We start from the raw sequence: 18,642 nt of genomic DNA on the forward strand, positions 1-18,642 counted from the left end.
GGTGGCCGCACGGGCCGCGTGCGCGCGCCGGTAAACTCGCACGGTGAGCACCGACATCGAGATCGGACGTGGCAAGCGCGGCCGGCGCGCCTACTCCTTCGACGACATCGCGGTCGTGCCGTCGCGGCGCACCCGGGACCCGGAGGAGGTCTCGGTCGGCTGGCAGATCGACGCGTACCACTTCGACCTGCCGGTGCTGGCCGCGCCGATGGACTCCGTGGTCAGCCCCGCGACCGCGGTGGCGCTCGGCAAGGCCGGCGGCGTCGGCGTCCTCGACCTCGAGGGTCTGTGGACGCGCTACGAGGACCCCGAGCCGCTGCTCGCGGAGATCGCGTCGCTCGACGCGGAGCGTGCGACGGCCCGCATGCAGGAGATCTACGCCGAGGGGATCAAGCCCGAGCTGATCCGCGCGCGCATCCAGGAGGTGCGCGACGCGGGCGTCACGGTCGCCGGCGCGCTCAGCCCGCAGCGCACGCAGGAGCACTGGCGCACCGTCGTGGACGCCGGGGTCGACCTGTTCGTCATCCGTGGCACCACCGTCTCCGCCGAGCACGTGTCCGGCCGGGCCGAGCCGCTCAACCTCAAGCGGTTCATCTACGAGCTCGACGTCCCCGTGATCGTCGGCGGCGCGTCGACGTACACGGCCGCGCTGCACCTCATGCGCACGGGCGCCGCGGGCGTCCTCGTCGGGTTCGGCGGGGGAGCGGCGCACACCACGCGCGTCTCGCTCGGCATCCACGCGCCGATGGCCACCGCCGTCGCCGACGTGGCCGCGGCGCGGCGCGACTACCTCGACGAGTCCGGCGGCCGGTACGTGCACGTCATCGCCGACGGCGGTGTCGGGCGCTCGGGCGACCTCGTCAAGGCCATGGCCTGCGGTGCGGACGCCGTGATGCTCGGTGCGGCCCTCGCGCGCGCCGAGGAGGCGCCCGGGCGGGGCTACCACTGGGGTCCCGAGGCGCACCACCCCCAGCTGCCGCGCGGTGAGCGCGTGCACGTCGGCACCGCCGGCACGCTGGAGCAGATCCTGTTCGGCCCCGGCCAGACGGCCGACGGCACGGTCAACCTCATCGGCGCGCTGCGCCGGGCGATGGCGACCACCGGCTACAGCGACCTCAAGGAGCTGCAGCGCATCGAGGTCGTCGTCTCGCCCTACCAGCCGCACTGACGGCGGCCCGGACGCCGGGCACCGACGCGACGAGGGCGGCCACCCGCACGGGTGGCCGCCCTCGTCGCGTCCCTGCGTCGGGGGTGTCAGGGGACGCGCTGCGTCAGTGGCTCCTCGCCGCCCACGGAGGCCCGCGCGTCGTCGACGTCGCCACGCGGGCCCCCGTGGTGGCGGCCCAGCGGCAGCACGAGCGGCGAGCCGGCGACCGGGTCGGGCACGACGCGCGACTCCATGCCGAACACGTCGCGCACCATCTGCTCGGTGACCACGTCCGCCGGGTCGCCCTGGGCGTAGAGCCGGCCCTGCCGGACCGCCACGAGGTGGTCGGCGTAGCGCGCCGCGAGGTTGAGGTCGTGCAGGACCATGACCACGGTGGTGCCGCGCTCGCGGTTGAGGTCGGTGAGCAGGTCCAGCACCTCGACCTGGTGCGCGACGTCGAGGAACGTCGTCGGCTCGTCGAGCAGCAGCACGTCGGTGCGCTGCGCGAGGGCCATCGCGATCCACACCCGCTGGCGCTGCCCGCCGGACAGCTCGTCGACGGGTCGGTCGGCGAGCTCGAGCGTGTCGGTGGCGCGCAGCGCCTCCTCGACGATCGCGTCGTCCTCGGCGGTCCAGCGCTTCAGCCAGCCCTGGTGCGGGTAGCGGCCGCGGCCGACGAGGTCGGAGACGGCGATGCCCTCGGGCGCGACCGGCGTCTGCGGCAGCAGGCCCAGCACGGTGGCGACCTCGCGCGAGGGACGGTCGGTGATGGGGACGCCGTCGAGCAGGACCCGGCCCGAGCGGGTGCGCAGCAGGCGGGCCATGGCGCGCAGCAGCGTCGACTTCCCGCACGCGTTGGCGCCGACGACGATCGTCACCCTGCCCGGCGGGACGACGAGCGACAGGTCGTGCACGACGACGCGGTCGTCGTACCCGATCGTCGCGTCCTCGACGGCGAGGGTGTGCACGGCCGGCTCCTGCGGGGTGGGACGGGTGCTCACAGGGTGCCTCCCGAGCGGTCGGACCTGGCCAGGAGCCAGAGGAGGTAGGGCGCGCCGACGACGCCGGTGACGACGCCGACGGGCAGACGGGCGGGGAGCAGGTGCTGGCCGACGAGGTCGCCGACGAGCACGAGCAGCGCGCCGACGAGCGCCGCGGGCACCACCAGCGAGCCCGTGCCGCGCACGAGACGCTGCGCGAGGGGGCCCGCGAGGAACGCGACGAAGGCGATCGGGCCGGTCGACGCGGTCGCCACCGAGATGAGCGCGACGGCGACCACGATGAGCGCCAGGCGGGTCCGGTCCGGGCGGACGCCGAGCCCTGCGGCGAGGTCGTCGCCGAGCTGCAGGGCCGCCAGGCGCCGCGAGAGCAGCACCGCGACCGGCGCGAGCACCAGCACGGGCACCGCGACCTGCGCGAAGCCCTCCCAGAAGGCGCTGTTGAGGCTGCCGCTGAGCCAGCGCATCGCGTCGGCGGCGTCGTAGACGTTCGCGCGCGTCAGGGCGTACTGGACGACGGACTGCAGCATGGCGCCGACGCCGATGCCGACGAGCACGAAGCGGGCGCCGTGCACGCCGCGCCGCCACGCGAGCAGGTAGATCGCGGTCGCGACGCCGATGCCCGCGACGACGGCGACGACCGGCACCGCGGTGCCGACGAGCCCGATCGACGTGATGGACAGGACCGCGGCCGCGCTGGCGCCGGCGGTGACGCCGATGATGTCGGGGCTGGCGAGCGGGTTGCGCAGCATCGTCTGGAAGACGACGCCGCCGATCCCGAAGGCGACGCCCACCAGGACGCCGGTGAGCACGCGCGGCAGGCGCAGGCGCCCGACCGTGAACGAGGCGCCGGGCACCTCCTGCCCGGTGAGCACGCGCAGCACGTCCCCGAGCGGGTACACCCGGTCGCCGACGACGAGCGAGACCACGGCGACCGCGAGCGTCACCGCCGCGAGCAGGCCGACGACGGCCCACCAGTGCCGGGCGCGCCGACGGCGGCCCGGGGCGACGACCGCGCCGGCCGGGACGGGCGGGGCCACGACGGCGCTCACAGCTCGCGCACCTTGGTGCGGCGGACGATCGCGATGAGCACCGGTGCGCCGAGCAGCGCCGTCATGATGCCCACCTGCAGCTCCTGCGGGCGGGCGACGACGCGGCCGAGCACGTCGGCGGCGACGAGCAGCACGGCGCCGAACGCCGCGGAGTAGGGGAGCACCCAGCGGTGGCTGGGCCCGGTGAACCCGCGCGCGAGGTGCGGCATCACGAGGCCGACGAAGGCGATGGGCCCGGCGACGGCGACCGCCGCGCCGGAGAGCAGGACCGCGGCGAGCGCGCCGAGGGCCCGCACCGTGCCCGTGTGCTGGCCGAGCCCGGTGGCGAGGTCGTCGCCGAGGGCGAGCGCGTCGAGCCCGCGCGCGACCGCCACGGCGAGCACGGCGCCGACGACGAGGAACGGCGCGACGGTGAGGACGGCGCCCGTCTCGGCGCGGCCGAGCGAGCCGACCTGCCAGAAGCGGAACGTCTCGAGCACGTCGGTGCGCGTGAGCAGGACCATGCTGATCATCGACGTCACGGCGGCCGTCACGGCGGCGCCGGCGAGCGCGAGCTTGAGCGGCGTCGCGCCCCCGCGCCCGACGGAGCCGACCGCGTAGACGACCGCCATGGTCACCGCGGCGCCGAGGAACGCGACCCAGACGTAGCCGAGCACCGTCGAGAGCCCGAACCAGGCGATGCCGACGACGACGGCCAGCGAGGCGCCGAAGCTGACGCCGAGGATGCCGGGGTCGGCGAGCGGGTTGCGGGTCAGGCCCTGCAGGACGGCGCCGGCCAGCCCGAGCGCGGCACCGACGACGAGGCCGAGCAGCGTGCGGGGCACGCGGGACGCCACGGCGGCCTGGGCGATGTCGTCGGGGTCGGGGTGCAGCACACCGGCGACGACGTCGGACCAGGTGACCACGCGCGAGCCGAACGTCACCGACAGCACGCACACGACGACGAGCGCCAGCACGCACACGACGAGGCCGAGCACGCGCCGGCGCGACGACGCCGGCCGCCGCACCGCGGGCGGCGCCGGCGTCGTCGTGGGGGTGGTGGTCACGGGAGGTGCGCCCGCGTCACTGCACGTTCTGGGCGGCCGCCTGGAAGAGGTCCAGGTAGTCCTCGAGCGCCCACGGGATCGACAGCACGGTCGGGCCGGACGTGGCCGACGCCAGCGGGGTGTTGTCGGGCAGGACCGCGACGGCGCCGTTCGCGATCGCGGGGATCTTCGACCACAGCGGGTGGGCCTGCAGCGTCGGGAGCAGCGTCTCGTCGCCGTAGATCGCGACCATGTCCGCGTCGGCGATCTGGTCGGCCTGCTCGGCGGACAGGTCGACGTAGAACAGGCCGTCGTCCTCGAACGACTCCACGCTCTCGGGCAGGGTCATGCCGAGGTCCGAGAGGAGCTGCACGCGGGCGTCGATCTTGGTGTAGACGCCGATCGACGAGAGGTCCGTCGGGTCGACGTAGAGGTACGCGACCGACTTGCCGGCGACGTCGGGCCGCTCGGCGAGGGCGTCCTCGATCTGCTGCTCGACGTCGGCGACGACCGCCCGGGCCTCGTCCTCGCGGCCGAGGGCGCGCCCGTTCACCAGCGCCATGTCGCGCCAGCTGGTGCCCCAGGCGACCTCGGGGAAGGAGACCGTCGGCGCGATCTGCGACAGCGTCGTCCAGTCCTCCTCCGACAGGCCGGAGTAGGCCGCGAGCACGACGTCGGGCACGGTCTCGGAGACGGCCTCGAAGTCGATCCCGTCGGACTCGTCGAACAGCACGGGCAGCTCGTCACCGGTGGCGCCGAGCTCCTCGAGCGCGGCGTAGGTCCACGGGTGGATCCCGTCGCCGTCGTCGTCGCCGTACGTCTGGGCCGCCATGCCGACCGGCACGATCCCCAGCGCGAGCGGCACGTCGTGGTTGCCCCACGCGACGCTGGCGACGGCCTCGGGCTGCTCCTCGACGGTCGTCTCGCCGTAGGTGTTCTCGAGCGTGACCGGGAAGCCCCCGCCGGTGGCGGAGGTGGGCGTGGCATCGACAGTGCCGCCCTCGGTGCCGGAGCTGCAGGCGGCGAGCAGGAGTGCGGCGGCGGCGCCGGCGACGAGGGGTCGCAGGGCGCGGCGGCGGGGCGCAGTGCGCATCGTGTCCTTCGCAGGGGGAGTCGGCACGGGGCCGTCCGGCGGCGGGCAGGCCCGCCGTTGTAGGTAAGGCTCACCTTAGAGTACGCCGCGCTGCGGCCGGTACGTGGCGCGGGTCACCTCGACCCGCCGCCTCCCCGGCTGTCGACCGCTCCGGTTCTGTCCGGTCCCACACATCCGGGCATCCGAAAAAGTCCGGACGTGCCCGAACCTGTTGACGTTCCGCGGTGTGGCGGCGCATGCTGGGACGACGAGGCCCGGACGGGCCGGGACGACGGAGTTCGGGACGACGGAGTTCACGTGTACGCACCGGAGCGCCACCAGCAGATCCTCAGCAGAGCCCGCGCCGACGGGCGCGTCGACGTCACGCGCCTGGCGGTCGAGCTCGACGTCACACCGGAGACGATCCGCCGGGACCTCACCGCGCTCGAGCGGCACGGCCTCGTGCGGCGCGTCCACGGCGGCGCCATCCCCGTCGAGCGCCTGGGCTTCGAGCCCGGCCTCGCCGACCGCGAGGGCATGCTCGCGGGCGAGAAGGAGCGCATCGCCAAGGCGGCCCTCGACGAGCTGCCCGACGGCGGCTCCGTCCTGCTCGACGCGGGCACGACGACCGTCCGCCTCGCGGAGCTGCTCCCCACGGACCGCGAGCTGACCGTCGTCACCCACGCGCTGCCCGTCGCGACCGTGCTCGCGCCGCGCCCCGGCACGACGCTGCACCTCGTCGGCGGGACCGTGCGCGGCCGCACCCTCGCCGCCGTCGGCTCGTGGGCGTTGCGCGACCTCGCCGAGATCCACGTCGACGTCGCGTTCCTGGGCGCCAACGGCATCACCGCCGAGCACGGCGTCACGACGCCCGACCTCGGGGAGGCCGCCGTCAAGCGCGCGCTCGTCGCGGCCGCCCGCCGCACGGTCGTCCTCGCCGACCACACGAAGGTGGGGCGCGTCGACCTCGCGCGCGTCGTCGACCTCGCCGACGTCGACACGCTCGTCACCGACTCGGCCGTCGAGCCCGAGCTCGCGGACGAGATCGAGCAGGCCGGCACGCGGGTGGTGCGCGCGTGATCGTCACCGTCACCCCCAACCCGAGCGTCGACCGGGCGCTCGACCTCGACCGCCTGGAGGTCGGGGAGGTCAACCGTGCGCACACCACGCACGTGCACCCCGGCGGCAAGGGGATCAACGTCGCGCGGGCGCTCGCGCGGCACGGCGTCGCGGCGCTCGCGGTCGTGCCCACCGGCGGCCCGGACGGCACGCGCCTGACCGAGCTGCTCGCCGAGCACGGCGTCGCCGCCGTCCCCGTCCCGGTCGCCGGGGACACGCGCACGAACGTCACGCTCGTCGACGCCGACGGCAGCACGACCAAGGTGAACGCCCCGGGGCCGCGCATGGCGGAGGCCGAGGTCGACGCGCTGCTCGCGGCCGTCGACGCGCAGCTCGCCACCGGTCCGCAGGCGGTCGTCGCGGCCGGGTCGCTGCCCGCGGGCGTCGGGGACGCGTTCTTCGTCCGCCTCGCCGCGCTCGCCAACCGCCACCACGTGCCCCTCGTCCTCGACTCGTCCGGCGTGCCGCTCGCGCGGGCCGTGCGGGCGGGCGGGCTGACCCTCGTGAAGCCGAACGAGCACGAGCTCGGCGAGCTCGTCGGCCGCGAGCTCGTCACCGTCGGCGACGTGCTCGGCGCCGCGCGGGACGTCGTCGCGCAGGGCACGCGCGGCGTGCTCGTCAGCCTCGGCGCGCACGGCGCGCTGCTCGTCTGCCGCGACGCCCCGCACGCGTGGTGGGCGGGCGGCCCGCCGCTCGTGCCGCTGTCGACCGTCGGCGCGGGCGACGCCACCCTGGCCGGCTTCCTCGCCGCGTCGGGGCCCGCGCCCGACCGGCTGCGCACCGCGGTGGCGTGGGGACGCGCCGCCGTCCTCCTGCCCGGCACCGAGCTGCCCGGCCCGCAGGACCTCGACCTCGGCGCGGTGCGCGTCGTGGCCGACCCCGACCCGCACCTGGCACTCAAGGAGCTCTGACATGACCACCTCGGCCGACACCCCCCTGATCACGCCCGAGCTCGTCGCGGTCGACCTCGCCGCGGCCGACCGCGTGGCGGTCACCCGGGCCCTCGTGGACCTGCTCGCCGCCGCGGGCCGGGTCACCGACGCGGACGCCTTCGCCGCCGACGTGGCGGCGCGGGAGGCGCAGATGGCCACCGGCATGCCCGGCGGCGTCGGCCTGCCGCACGCGCGCTCCGAGCACGTGACCGCGCCGAGCCTCGCCGTCGGCAAGCTCGCGCAGGGCGTCGACTGGGGCGCCCCGGACGGGCCTGCCCGGCTCGTCTTCCTCATCGCGGCGCCCGCCAGCGGCGACGCCGACCACCTGCAGATCCTGGCCGCGCTGGCCCGCCGCCTCGTGCACGAGTCGTTCCGGACGTCGCTGCTCGAGGCGCCGGACGCGCGGACCGTCGCCGACATCGTGACCCGAGAGGTCGTGCCCGCATGAAGCTCGTCGCCGTGACCTCGTGCCCCACGGGGATCGCCCACACCTACATGGCCGCCGAGGCCCTCGAGCAGGCCGGCAGAGCCGCCGGGCACGAGGTGCACGTCGAGACGCAGGGCGCGGCCGGCTCGACGCCGCTCGACCCGGCGCTCGTCGCCTCCGCCGACGGCGTCATCTACGCCGCCGACCTCGAGGTGAAGGACAAGCAGCGGTTCGCCGGGAAGCCGTTCGTCGACGTCGGCGTGAAGAAGGCCGTGCACGACGCGCCCGGCGTGATCGCGGCCGCCGTCGACGCGGTGGAGCACGCGCCCGCCGCCGGCACGCCGGCCGGGGGCGCCGAGGCGACGGCCGCGGCGACGGCGCCGGCCCCGGCACCGGCGCGCGACAGCGGCGCGGGCGCGGGCACCAAGGTGCGCCAGTGGCTGATGACCGGGGTCTCGTACCTCATCCCGTTCGTCGCCGCGGGCGGCATCCTCATCGCCGTCAGCTTCATGCTCGCCCAGGTCGCCTGGGGCGGTGCCGAGGGCGCGATCGAGGTGACCGGTGCCGACGCCGCCGAGGTCGTGGCGGCGTTCGACCCCGCGTCGCTGCAGGACTGGTCGGTGGTGCTGCTCGCCACGGGGCAGGCCGCGTTCGGGTTCCTCGTCCCGGTGCTGTCGGGGTTCATCGCCTACGGCATCGCCGACCGGCCCGGCCTCGTGCCCGGCTTCGTCGGCGGCGCCACCGCCGTGCTGGTCGGCGCCGGGTTCCTCGGCGGTCTCGTCACCGGGTTCCTCGCCGGGTTCCTGGCGCTGTGGATCAGCCGCTGGAACGTCCCGAGGGGTGTGCGCGGCATCATGCCGGTCGTCGTCATCCCGCTGCTGTCGTCCGCGGTCGTCGGGATCGTCGTGCTCGTGCTCGTCGGGCGCCCGATCGCCGCCGCCATGGACGGGCTGACGAGCTGGCTCAACGGACTGTCCGGCGCGAACCTCGTGCTCATGGGCGCGCTGCTCGGCGCGATGATGGGCTTCGACCTCGGCGGACCGGTCAACAAGGTGGCCTACACGTTCGCCGTCACCGGCCTCGCGACCGAGGGCCTGACCACCGGCGCCGTGCAGTACCGGGTCATGGCGGCCGTGATGGCCGCGGGCATGGTCGCCCCGCTCGCGCTCGCGCTGGCCACGACGGTCCGCAAGCGCCTGTTCACGCACGCCGAGCAGGACAACGGCAAGGCCGCGTGGCTGCTCGGGGCGTCGTTCATCTCCGAGGGTGCGATCCCGTTCGCCGCCGCCGACCCGTGGCGGGTCATCGTGTCCTCGCTCGTCGGGTCGAGCGTCACCGGTGCGCTCGTCATGGCCTTCGGGTCCTCCCTGGTCGCCCCGCACGGCGGCGTCTGGGTGCTCCCGCTCATGGGCAACCCGCTGGGCTTCCTGGCGGCCGTCGTCGCCGGCGTCCTCGTCTCCGCGCTGCTCGTGGTCGTCCTCAAGACGGCCAAGCGCGACCCCCTCGTCGCGGCCGACCGCGCCGCCGACGACGACCGCGACCTCGTCGCCGCGTCCTGACCTGCCGAACCCCGCCCGACCCCACCACCGAGGAGCCCTCATGGCCGAGCGCACCGTCGCCGTCGCGTCCCGCGTCGGGCTGCACGCCCGCCCCGCGATGCTGTTCACCCAGGCCGTCGCGGCGAGCGGCCTGCCCGTCACGATCGCCCGCCGGGGCGGCGCCCCCGTCGACGCCTCCAGCATCCTGTTCGTCATGTCCCTGGGCGTGCCGCACGGCGAGGAGGTCGTCCTGCACGCCGACGGGCCGCACGCCGACCGGGTCCTCGACGAGCTCGTCGCGCTGCTGTCCACCGACCTCGACGCACCCGAGGCCGGGGCCGAGGACGCCGGCGCGCCCGCGGCGGGGGCGTCCTCGTGACGTCGGCGGCCGTCGGCGCACCGGCGGGCGGCGCGCTGCACGGTGTCGGCGTCGGCCGCCGTGGTGCGGTCGGCCCGGTCGCGCAGGTGCGGCCGGCCCCCGTGGTCCCGGCGGACGCGCCCGTGCTCGTCGACGGGCGCCCGGCGACGCCCGAGCAGACGCGGGCCGCCGTCGAGCGTGCGTTCGCCGAGGTGGCCGAGGGCCTGCGCACGCAGTCCGCAGGCGCGACCGGCACGGTCCGCGACGTCCTCGCGGCCACCGCGCAGATGGCCGCCGACAACGCGCTGCGCACGCAGGTGCTCGCGCGCGTCGACGCGGGCGAGCCGCCGGTCGCGGCGCTCGACGGCGTCGTCGACATGTTCGCCGCGATGTTCACGCAGGCCGGCGGGTACCTGGCCGAGCGCGTCACCGACCTGCGCTCGGTGCGCGACCGCGTCGTCGCGCGCGTGCTGGGCCTGCCGGACCCCGGCGTGCCGCACCTCGAGCGGCCGTCGGTCGTCGTCGCCCGCGACCTCGCACCGGCGGACACGGCGGCGCTCGACCTCGCGAACGTGCTGGGCATCGTCACCGAGCTCGGCGGGCCCACCGGGCACACCGCGATCATCGCCGGGCAGCTCGGGCTGCCGTGCGTCGTGCGCGTCGCCGGCGCCACCGACCTGGAGGACGGCGTCGAGGTCGCCGTCGACGCCGCCGCGGGCACCGTCACCCCGCACCCGGACGCGCAGCTGCGGGCCGCGCTCGACCGGCGGCACGCCGCGGACGCCCTGCTCGCGGCGGACACCGCGCCGGGTGCGACGGCCGACGGGCACGCCGTCGCACTGCTCGCGAACGTCGGCACGCCCGCCGACGCCGAGCGGCTCGGCGGCTCCGGTGCGGAGGGCGTCGGGCTGTTCCGCACCGAGGTGCTCTTCCTCGAGCGCACGCACGCGCCGACCGTGGAGGAGCAGGCCGACGCGTACGCGGCGGTGCTGCGCGCGCTCGACGGCCGCAAGGTCGTCGTCCGCACCCTCGACGCGGGCGCCGACAAGCCGCTGGCGTTCGCGACCCAGCCCGACGAGGAGAACCCCGCCCTCGGCGTGCGCGGCTACCGGCTGGTGCGCCCGCACCCCGAGCTGCTGCGCACGCAGCTGGAGGCGCTCGCACGCGCCCAGGAGGCCACGGGCACCACGCCCTGGGTGATGGCGCCGATGATCGCGACCGCCGACGAGGCGCGCGACTTCGCCGCCGCCGCCCGCGCGGCCGGCGTCGCCACGGTCGGCGTCATGGTCGAGGTGCCGGCCGTCGCGCTGCGTGCGCGCGACGTCCTCGCCGAGGTCGACTTCGTCTCGCTCGGCACCAACGACCTCGCGCAGTACACGATGGCCACCGACCGCCTGCGCGGCGAGCTCGCCGACCTGCTCGACGCCTGGCAGCCCGCGGTGCTCGACCTCGTGGCCGCGACCGCCGCCGCGGGCGTCGAGGCCGGCAAGCCGGTCGGCGTCTGCGGGGAGTCCGCGTCCGACCCGCTGATGGCGCTGGTCCTCGTGGGCCTCGGGTCACGAGCCTGTCGATGGCCGCCGGAGCGCTCCCCGCCGTCCGGTACGCCGTGCGCCGGCACACGCGCGAGCAGTGCGTCGCGATGGCGGCGGCGGCCCGGGCGGCCCGGTCGGCGGCGGACGCGCGGGCGGCGGTGCTGGCGCTCGCGGACCCGGAGGTGCGGGCGACGCTCGGCCTCTGACGTCCCGACGCGACCCGCCCGCGTCGCGCGACCCGGCGAGAGCGCGCTCCGGTGCATCCCTGGCGCAGCCCGTGAAGGGCACCAGGTCGCGTTCGACCAGGATCGGCGAGGCGAGGAGGCGGACGGGGCCGCGCCGCAGCGCCCACGACCGCACGAGCCGTCGCCGGCCGCCACCTCCCCGACGCCGAACGGGACGTGACTCGTCGGTGCCGCGCAGCACGTGCGGACCACGTCCCGTTCGTCGGCCCCGGGTTCCGGGGGCGGGCGCGGGCGTGGGGCACGTGCGGCGTAGCCTGGCGCGATGGCGCACGAGCATGCCGACCTGCACGACCCGGAGACCGACCCGCTCGCCACCTACGTCCTCGAACCCGACGACGTGCGGCCCCTGCTCGCCCGGGTCGTCGCCCGGCCCGGGCACGCGACGCACGCCGCCACGGCGCCGTTCACGGGAGCGCCCGTCGCGGCCGTCCCGCTCACCACGCCGGACGACCTGCCCGCGGCCGCGCGCCGTGCCCGCGCCGCGCAGCGGCTGTGGGCGGCCCGCCCGCCGCGCGAGCGCACCGCCCTGCTGCTCCGCGTCCACGACCTGCTGCTCGAGCGGCAGAGCGACGTGCTCGACCTGATCCAGGTGGAGACCGGCAAGGCCCGCACGCACGCGTGGGAGGAGGTCGGCGACGTCGCGAACGCGGCCCGCTGGCACGCCCTGCGCGCACGGCGGCTGCTCGCTCCGCGGCACGTGCGCGGGCTCGTCCCCGGGTTCACCTCCGCGCGGGTCGAGCGCGTCCCGCACGGGGTCGTCGGGGTCGTCACGCCCTGGAACTACCCGCTGTCCCTCGGCCTCGGCGACACGCTGACGGCCGTCGTCGCCGGGAACGCCGTGCTGCTGCGGGCCGACCCGCAGACCGCGCTCACGCTGCTGTGGGCCGCGGAGCTGCTGGAGGACGCCGGGGCGCCGGAGGACCTCGTCCAGGTGCTCGTCGGTGGTCCGGACGTCGGCATGGCGCTGCTCGAGCACGTCGACCACGCGGTCTTCACCGGCTCGACCCGGTCCGGCCGGGTGTTCGCCGCCCGGGCGGGGGAGCTCGGCGTCCCGGTGACGCTCGAGCTCGGCGGCAAGAACGCGATGTACGTCGCCGACGACGTCGACGTCGAGGCCACCGCGGAGGGTGCCGTGCGCGCGTGCTTCGGGTCCGCCGGGCAGCTGTGCGCGGGCGTCGAGCGGCTGTACGTCCACGCCGACGTGCACGAGGCGTTCGTCGCGGCGTTCGTGCGCCGTACCGCGGCGCTGCGGCTCGGCGCGGGGCTCGACTACCGCAGCGACATGGGGTCGCTCACGTCCGCCGACCAGCTCGCCCGGGTCGTCGAGCACGTCGAGGACGCCGTGGGGCACGGCGCGACCGTGCTGACGGGCGGCGTGCAGCGGCCCGACCTGGGCCCGTGGTTCTACGCGCCGACCGTGCTCGCGGACGTCCCGCCGGAGGCGCGCGCGTTCCGGGAGGAGACGTTCGGGCCCGTCGTCGCGGTGGAGCGCGTGCGGTCCGACGACGAGGCCGTCGCCGCGATGAACGACACCGAGTACGGGCTGGTCGCCGGCGTGTGGGCCCGGGACGTGCGCCGCGCACGGGGGATCGCGGCACGCCTCCGGGTCGGTGCCGTCGTCGTCAACGAGACGCACCAGGCGCTGTGGGGGAGCGTCGGCGCACCGATCGGCGGGGTGGGCGCGTCCGGGTACGGGCGCCGGCACGGACGCGAGGGCCTGCGGGCGGCGACGTGGGAGCGGTCGGTCGTCGTGCAGCGCGGGGTGCACGGCGGGCGCGGGCTCGGGCTCGCGCAGGTGCAGGCGCTCGGCACGGAGGTGTGGCCGCGGGTGCTCACGCGTGCGCTGGAGGTGCAGCGGTCGCTGCGGCTGCCCTGAGCACGCGACCGGCGCTCCCGGCGGCCGCCGCGACGGCGCACGGCCGCCGCGGCCCCGGGCCCCCGGGCCAGGCGCGCCGGTCAGCCCTGCCGCACCCGCCGCACGAGAGCCAGCGCCGCCGCTCCGGCGAGCACGAGAGCACAGGCGAGGGCACCGAGCCCGGTGCCGACCCCACCGGTGACGGCGAGCGCGGGACCCGCGGGCACCACGGGCGCGGCCGGGGCGGCCGGCCCGGCCGGGGCGGGCGCACCGCCTCCCGCGCCCGGCCCGCCGGGTGCCGGCGCGGCCACGACCCGGAGCAGCGCGGCGCCGCTCGTGGCGCTGCCGCCGGCGTTCGTGGCGACGGCCCGCAGCAGCACGCCGTCGTCCTGCCGGCGCAGGTCGGTGAGCACGAGGGTGTCGCCGTCGCCGCCCGCGACGTCGAGCCAGGTCGCCCCCGAGTCGGTCGACCGCTGCCACCGGACGGCCGGTGCCGGGTCCCCGGTGACGTCGACCGAGAAGACCGCACGGCCGCCCTCGTCCGCCGTCGCCGCCTCCGGGTCGCTCACCGTCGGCGGTGCGGCGGCGACGGCGAGCGTCGCCGCACGGGTCGTCACGGACCCCGCCGGGCTCGTCAGGAGCGCGCGGACGAGCAGCCCGTCCTGCCGGGTGGTCACGCCGGCGAGCGTCAGGGTGCTGCTCGTCTCCCCGTCCAGGTCGTGCCAGGTCGCGCCGTCCGGCGACGACTGCCACTGCACCGCCGGTGCCGGGTACCCGGAGGCGACGACGGTGAAGACGGCGGCGTCACCGGACGTCGCCGTGACGTCCGCGGGGGGCGTGACGACGACCGGTGCGGCGCGCACCGTCAGCCGCGCAGGGGCCGACGCGACCGTGCCCTCCGCGTTGGTGACCTGCACGCGGACGAGCAGGCCGTCGGCGGCGGCGGTGACCGCGGGCAGGGTGAGCTCCGTGCCGTCGGCGTCCGCCACGGGCTCCCACGTGGCGCCCTCGTCGTCGGAGACCTGCCACCGGAAGGTCAGCGGGGCGTCACCGCCGGCCGCCACGGAGAAGGACGCGGCAGCACCCGGGGCGGCCACGACGTCGGCCGGGCCGCGCGTCACGTGCGGCCCGACCGCGGCGAGCCAGGTCAGGGGGACCGCGGTGACGTCGGCCGGCCCGGTGCCGCCGCAGAAGCCGCCCCCCTGCACGGACACCTGCTGCGGCCCGACCTGCGTCGCCGACCCGCCGGGGAGGTACCCCTCGACCCGGAACACGGCCGCCGAGAGGCCGAACGGCGTGCCCGTGAGGTCCGCGTCCGCCGTGGCGGGCGCCGCGTACGGGGCGACGCACGCGCTCGCGGTCGCCCAGGCGACCGTCGTGGTCCCACCGATGTCGCCCGTGCTCGTGGCGAACCGGGTGTCGGTGGCATCCACCCGGAACGGTGCGTCGGCCGTGGCCGGCAGGCCGAGCCGCAGCCGGGAGTAGGACGTCGTGACGGTGGTGCCCGGCCGTGCCCCTCCCGCCACCGCCTCGCCGTAGTTGGCCGATCCGCCGGTGACGGGCAGCGTAAGGTACTCGGTCGGCGACGTGGCCATGTCGGCGCAGTGCACGTCGAGCGTGCGCCCGTGCACCGTGATCGTGTACTCGCCGTCGCCCGCCCCCGGTGCCGCCGCCGCGACGTCGGCGCACGACGCGAAGGGACTGACCACGGCTGCGGCCGGGGCCGCCAGGGCGGTCGGTGCGACGACCACGGCCGCGGCGAGCAGGAAGGAGGGCAGGCGGGGTCGGAGCACGCGGGTCCTTCGTCGGGGCGGAGCCCGGTCTCGCGCACGCGCGGACCAGGCGGACCAGGCATGGTCCCCTCGGCCGCCGTCCGGGCGGCACCGCTGCGCGGGTGAACCGGCCCCGGCCTCAGCGGCCGATGACCTCCAGCGCCTGCCGGGCGATCGCCAGCTCCTCGTTCGTCGGCACGACCATCACCGTGACGCGGGCGCCGTCGGGGGAGATGACGCGCGGGCCCGACGTGCGGGCCTCGTTGCGCTCCGGGTCGACGGCGATGCCCATGACGTCCAGACCCTCGACGGCACGGGCGCGCACCAGCGCGTCGTTCTCGCCGACGCCCGCCGTGAACGTCAGCACGTCCAGCCGTCCGAGCACCGCGTGGTACGCGCCGATGTACTTGCGCAGGCGGTGCAGGTACACGTCGAGCGCGAGGTTCGCGCCCTCGTCGCCCTTCTCCACGAGCTCGTGCAGCGCGCGGAAGTCGTTCTCGCCCGACAGCCCCTTCAGGCCCGAGCGCCGGTTGAGCAGGTCGTCGATCTCCGCCGAGCTCATGCCCGCGTTGCGGTGCAGGTGGAAGATCACCGCCGGGTCGATGTCGCCGGACCGCGTGCCCATCACGAGGCCCTCGAGCGGCGTCATGCCCATGGACGTCTCGACCGCCCGGCCGCCCCGCACGGCCGACGCCGACGCGCCGTTGCCCAGGTGCAGGACGATCTGGTTGAGGTCCTCCAGCGGCCGCCCGAGCACCTCCGCGACCTTCTGCGACACGTACTGGTGCGACGTCCCGTGCGCGCCGTAGCGGCGCACGCGGTGCTGCGCCGCGACCTCCCGGTCGATCGCGTACGTCGCCGCGGCGTCGGGCAGGGTGCGGAAGAACGCGGTGTCGAACGCCGCGACGTGCGGCACGTCCGGCAGCAGCGCCTTGGCCACCCGGATGCCGGTGAGGTTCGGCGGGTTGTGCAGCGGGGCCAGCGGCGACAGCATCTCGATCGTCGCCTCCACCTGGTCGTCGACCAGGACGGGACCGTCGAACCGCGACCCGCCCTGCACCACGCGGTGCCCGACCGCCACGACGTGCGCCTCCGCGAGGTCGGGCCCGATCTCCTCGAACAGGCCGAGCACGATCCGCAGGGCCTCCGCGTGGTCCGGGACCGGCAGCTCGCGCCGCGTCGTCTCCCCGTGCGCCACGTGCTTGACGGCCCCGCGCGGCTCGCCGATGCGCTCGACGAGGCCCGACGCGATCGCCTCCCCGCCCTCCGGGTCGACCAGCTGGTACTTCACCGACGACGAGCCGGAGTTGACGACGAGGACGGTGCCGCGGGGGGTGCCCGCGGGGGTGGTGGACATCGGGCTCAGGCCTCCGGGTCGGTGGTCGTGGCGGGGGTCGCGGGGTCGGTGGAGGGCGCGCGCGTCTCGGGCACGGGCGTCTCGCCGGGCTCCTGCTGCACCACCTCGGGCTCACCGGCGCCGGCGGTGGGGCCGGCCAGCGCCTGCGCCTGGATCGCCGTGATCGCGACGGTGTTGACGATGTCCTGCACGAGGGCGCCGCGCGACAGGTCGTTGACGGGCTTGCGCAGGCCCTGGAGCACCGGGCCGATCGCGACCGCCCCGGCCGAGCGCTGGACCGCCTTGTAGGTGTTGTTGCCCGTGTTGAGGTCGGGGAAGACGAACACGGTCGCGCGGCCCGCGACGGCGGAGTCCGGCATCTTCGTCTGCGCCACCGACGCGTCGACCGCGGCGTCGTACTGGATCGGGCCCTCGACCGACAGGTCGGGGCGGCGCTCGCGGACCAGGGCGGTCGCGGCGCGGACCTTCTCGACGTCGGCGCCGGTGCCGGAGGCGCCGGTCGAGTACGACAGCATCGCGATGCGCGGCTCGATGCCGAACTGGGCGGCCGTGCCCGCCGACGAGATCGCGATGTCCGCGAGCTGCTCCGCCGTCGGGTCCGGGATGACCGCGCAGTCGGCGTACACGAGCACCCGGTCCTCCAGGCACATGAGGAACGCGCTCGACACGCTGCTCGTCCCCGGCTGGGTCTTGATGATCTCGAACGACGGCTTGATGGTGTGCGCCGTCGTGTGGATCGCGCCCGAGACCATCCCGTCCGCGAGGCCCAGCTGGACCATGAGCGTGCCGAAGTACGACACGGACGACACGATCTCCCGCGCGCGCTCCACCGTCATGCCCTTGTGCTTGCGCAGCTCGGTGTAGACGGCCGCGAACCGCTCCAGCAGCTCGCCGTTCTTCGGGTCGATGACCTGCGCGGCGTCGAGGTCGAGGCCGAGCTCGGTGGCGCGGGCGCGGATCGACGCCTCGTCGCCGAGGATCGTCAGGTCCGCGACCTGCCGCTGCAGCAGCGTGGAGGCGGCCCGCAGGATCCGGTCGTCGCCGCCCTCCGGCAGGACGATGTGCTTGCGGTCCCGGCGCGCCCGGTCGAGCAGCTGGTACTCGAACATCAGCGGCGTGACGACCTCGGGGCGCTGCACGTCGAGCGCGGCCAGCAGCGCCGCACCCTCCACGTGCCGCTCGAACAGCGCCAGCGCCGTGTCGACCTTGCGCTGCGCGTCGCGCGTCAGCCGCCCGCGCGTCCCCGCCGCCGCGCTCGCGGAGCGGAACGTGCCGAGGTGGGTGCGGATGAGGGGGAGCCGCGAGCCGAGGCCCTCGACGAGCCGCTGGATCGTCGGCGCCGGCTCGAAGCCGCCGTTGAGGATGATGCCCGCCAGCGACGGGAACCCGTCGGCCTGGTGCGCGAGCAGCAGCCCGAGCAGCACGTCGGCCCGGTCGCCCGGCGTGATGACGACCGCGCCGTCCTGCAGCCGGTCGAGCAGGTGCTCGATCGACATGGCGCCGACGAGCACGTCGAGCACCTCGCGCCCCAGCAGCTCCTCGTCCCCGCCCGCGAGCTCGCCGCCGACGGCGTCCATGAGCTGGCGCAGCGTCGGCGCGTACAGCAGGGGCGACTCCGGCAGCGCCCACACGGGCACGTTCCCGGACAGCCCGCCGACGACGTCCGTCAGCGCCCCGGGTGCGACGCGGTTCACCACGACGCCCACGACCTGCGCGTGGTTGGCCGCGATCTCGGTCCCCGCGACCTCCGCCGCGTGGCGCACGTCCTCGGGCGTACGGTTCGCGCCGTTGACGACGAGGAGCACGGGTGCGGCCAGGTTCGCCGCGATGCGGGCGTTGTACGCCAGCTCGGTCGGGCCGGCGACGTCCGTGTAGTCGGTGCCGACCACCACGACGGCGTCGCAGCGGCGCTCGACGTCGTGGAAGCGCGCGACGATCCGCGACAGCGCCTCCTCCGGGTCGGCGATCACCTCGTCGTACGTGGCCCCGACGGCCTCGTCGTAGGCGATGTCGACGCCGTCGTGCGCGAGCAGCAGGTCCAGGACGTAGTCCGGCTCGTCCGTCGAGCGCGCGACGGGCCGGAACACCCCCACCCGCTGCACCGACCGCGTGAGCAGGTCGACCAGGCCGAGCGCGACGACGGACTTGCCGGTGTCGCCCTCGGCGGACATGACGTAGATCGTGCGCGCCACTGCGTGCTCTTCCTCCCCGAA

General features: G+C 76.1%; 14 protein-coding genes and 1 pseudogene. 8 read left to right on the forward strand and 7 right to left on the reverse strand.

The features are described from left to right. The first annotated feature begins 43 nt into the window (after nucleotides 1-43). Nucleotides 44-1,168: a GuaB3 family IMP dehydrogenase-related protein gene (locus tag GC089_RS04920; protein ID WP_155376701.1), complete on the forward strand. Its 1,125-nt coding sequence runs from the start codon at nucleotides 44-46 to the stop codon at nucleotides 1,166-1,168. Between the two features lie 86 nt (nucleotides 1,169-1,254). Here GC089_RS04920 and GC089_RS04925 read toward each other — a convergent pair whose 3' ends face one another. From GC089_RS04925 to GC089_RS04940, 4 genes are read right to left on the reverse strand one after another with little or no spacing between them, the layout of a single operon-like run. Beyond that, complete coding sequence (locus tag GC089_RS04925) at nucleotides 1,255-2,148, reverse strand: ABC transporter ATP-binding protein (RefSeq protein ID WP_304515655.1); 894 nt, start codon at nucleotides 2,146-2,148, stop codon at nucleotides 1,255-1,257. Further along, a complete protein-coding gene (locus tag GC089_RS04930; protein ID WP_230685066.1) occupies nucleotides 2,145-3,197 on the reverse strand; it encodes an iron chelate uptake ABC transporter family permease subunit in 1,053 nt (350 codons plus the stop codon). Before GC089_RS04930 ends, GC089_RS04925 begins: the two co-directional genes overlap by 4 nt. Then, nucleotides 3,194-4,243 carry an iron ABC transporter permease gene (locus GC089_RS04935; protein WP_155376702.1) on the reverse strand — a complete coding sequence of 350 codons (1,050 nt, stop codon included), beginning with the start codon at nucleotides 4,241-4,243 and terminating at the stop codon, nucleotides 3,194-3,196. The genes GC089_RS04930 and GC089_RS04935 overlap by 4 nt, the downstream gene beginning before the upstream one ends. A 16-nt stretch (nucleotides 4,244-4,259) precedes the next feature. Next, nucleotides 4,260-5,315 carry an iron-siderophore ABC transporter substrate-binding protein gene (locus tag GC089_RS04940; RefSeq protein WP_155376703.1) on the reverse strand — a complete coding sequence of 352 codons (1,056 nt, stop codon included), beginning with the start codon at nucleotides 5,313-5,315 and terminating at the stop codon, nucleotides 4,260-4,262. Nucleotides 5,316-5,612: 297 nt separating this feature from the next. On the opposite strand from GC089_RS04940, the gene GC089_RS04945 reads away from it, so the two are divergent. From GC089_RS04945 to GC089_RS04975, 7 genes and pseudogenes are all read left to right on the forward strand, one after another. Beyond that, nucleotides 5,613-6,374 (forward strand): DeoR/GlpR family DNA-binding transcription regulator, encoded by a 762-nt coding sequence (locus tag GC089_RS04945; protein ID WP_155376704.1) that lies wholly within the window; start codon nucleotides 5,613-5,615, stop codon nucleotides 6,372-6,374. Next, on the forward strand, nucleotides 6,371-7,324 hold the full coding sequence (gene pfkB, locus GC089_RS04950) for a 1-phosphofructokinase (protein WP_155376705.1): 954 nt from the start codon (nucleotides 6,371-6,373) through the stop codon (nucleotides 7,322-7,324). Before GC089_RS04945 ends, pfkB begins: the two co-directional genes overlap by 4 nt. Nucleotide 7,325: 1 nt before the next feature. Then, entirely contained in the window at nucleotides 7,326-7,793 is a 468-nt protein-coding gene (locus GC089_RS04955) for a PTS sugar transporter subunit IIA (protein ID WP_155376706.1), read from the forward strand. After that, nucleotides 7,790-9,331, forward strand: coding sequence for a PTS fructose transporter subunit IIC (locus GC089_RS04960; protein ID WP_155376707.1), 1,542 nt, complete (start codon nucleotides 7,790-7,792; stop codon nucleotides 9,329-9,331). The genes GC089_RS04955 and GC089_RS04960 overlap by 4 nt, the downstream gene beginning before the upstream one ends. 40 nt (nucleotides 9,332-9,371) lie before the next feature. Beyond that, complete coding sequence (locus GC089_RS04965) at nucleotides 9,372-9,689, forward strand: HPr family phosphocarrier protein (RefSeq protein WP_155376708.1); 318 nt, start codon at nucleotides 9,372-9,374, stop codon at nucleotides 9,687-9,689. Then, nucleotides 9,686-11,406 (forward strand): annotated as a pseudogene (gene ptsP / locus GC089_RS04970) (phosphoenolpyruvate--protein phosphotransferase). Before GC089_RS04965 ends, ptsP begins: the two are co-directional and overlap by 4 nt. 301 nt (nucleotides 11,407-11,707) lie before the next feature. Then, entirely contained in the window at nucleotides 11,708-13,321 is a 1,614-nt protein-coding gene (locus GC089_RS04975; RefSeq protein ID WP_155376709.1) for a succinic semialdehyde dehydrogenase, read from the forward strand. 80 nt (nucleotides 13,322-13,401) lie between these two features. Here the strand turns inward: GC089_RS04975 and GC089_RS04980 are convergent, their stop codons facing one another. The 3 genes from GC089_RS04980 to pta all read right to left on the reverse strand — a co-directional run bounded on the left by GC089_RS04980 (nucleotide 13,402) and on the right by pta (nucleotide 18,621). Beyond that, on the reverse strand, nucleotides 13,402-15,093 hold the full coding sequence (locus tag GC089_RS04980) for a GON domain-containing protein (RefSeq protein ID WP_155376710.1): 1,692 nt from the start codon (nucleotides 15,091-15,093) through the stop codon (nucleotides 13,402-13,404). Nucleotides 15,094-15,211: 118 nt separating this feature from the next. Next, nucleotides 15,212-16,429, reverse strand: coding sequence for an acetate kinase (locus tag GC089_RS04985; protein WP_155376711.1), 1,218 nt, complete (start codon nucleotides 16,427-16,429; stop codon nucleotides 15,212-15,214). 5 nt (nucleotides 16,430-16,434) lie between these two features. Then, nucleotides 16,435-18,621: a phosphate acetyltransferase gene (gene pta, locus GC089_RS04990; protein WP_155376712.1), complete on the reverse strand. Its 2,187-nt coding sequence runs from the start codon at nucleotides 18,619-18,621 to the stop codon at nucleotides 16,435-16,437. Nucleotides 18,622-18,642: the final 21 nt, after the last annotated feature.

Source organism: Cellulomonas sp. JZ18 (assembly GCF_009720485.1).
In the GTDB taxonomy this organism is placed as follows: domain Bacteria; phylum Actinomycetota; class Actinomycetes; order Actinomycetales; family Cellulomonadaceae; genus Cellulomonas.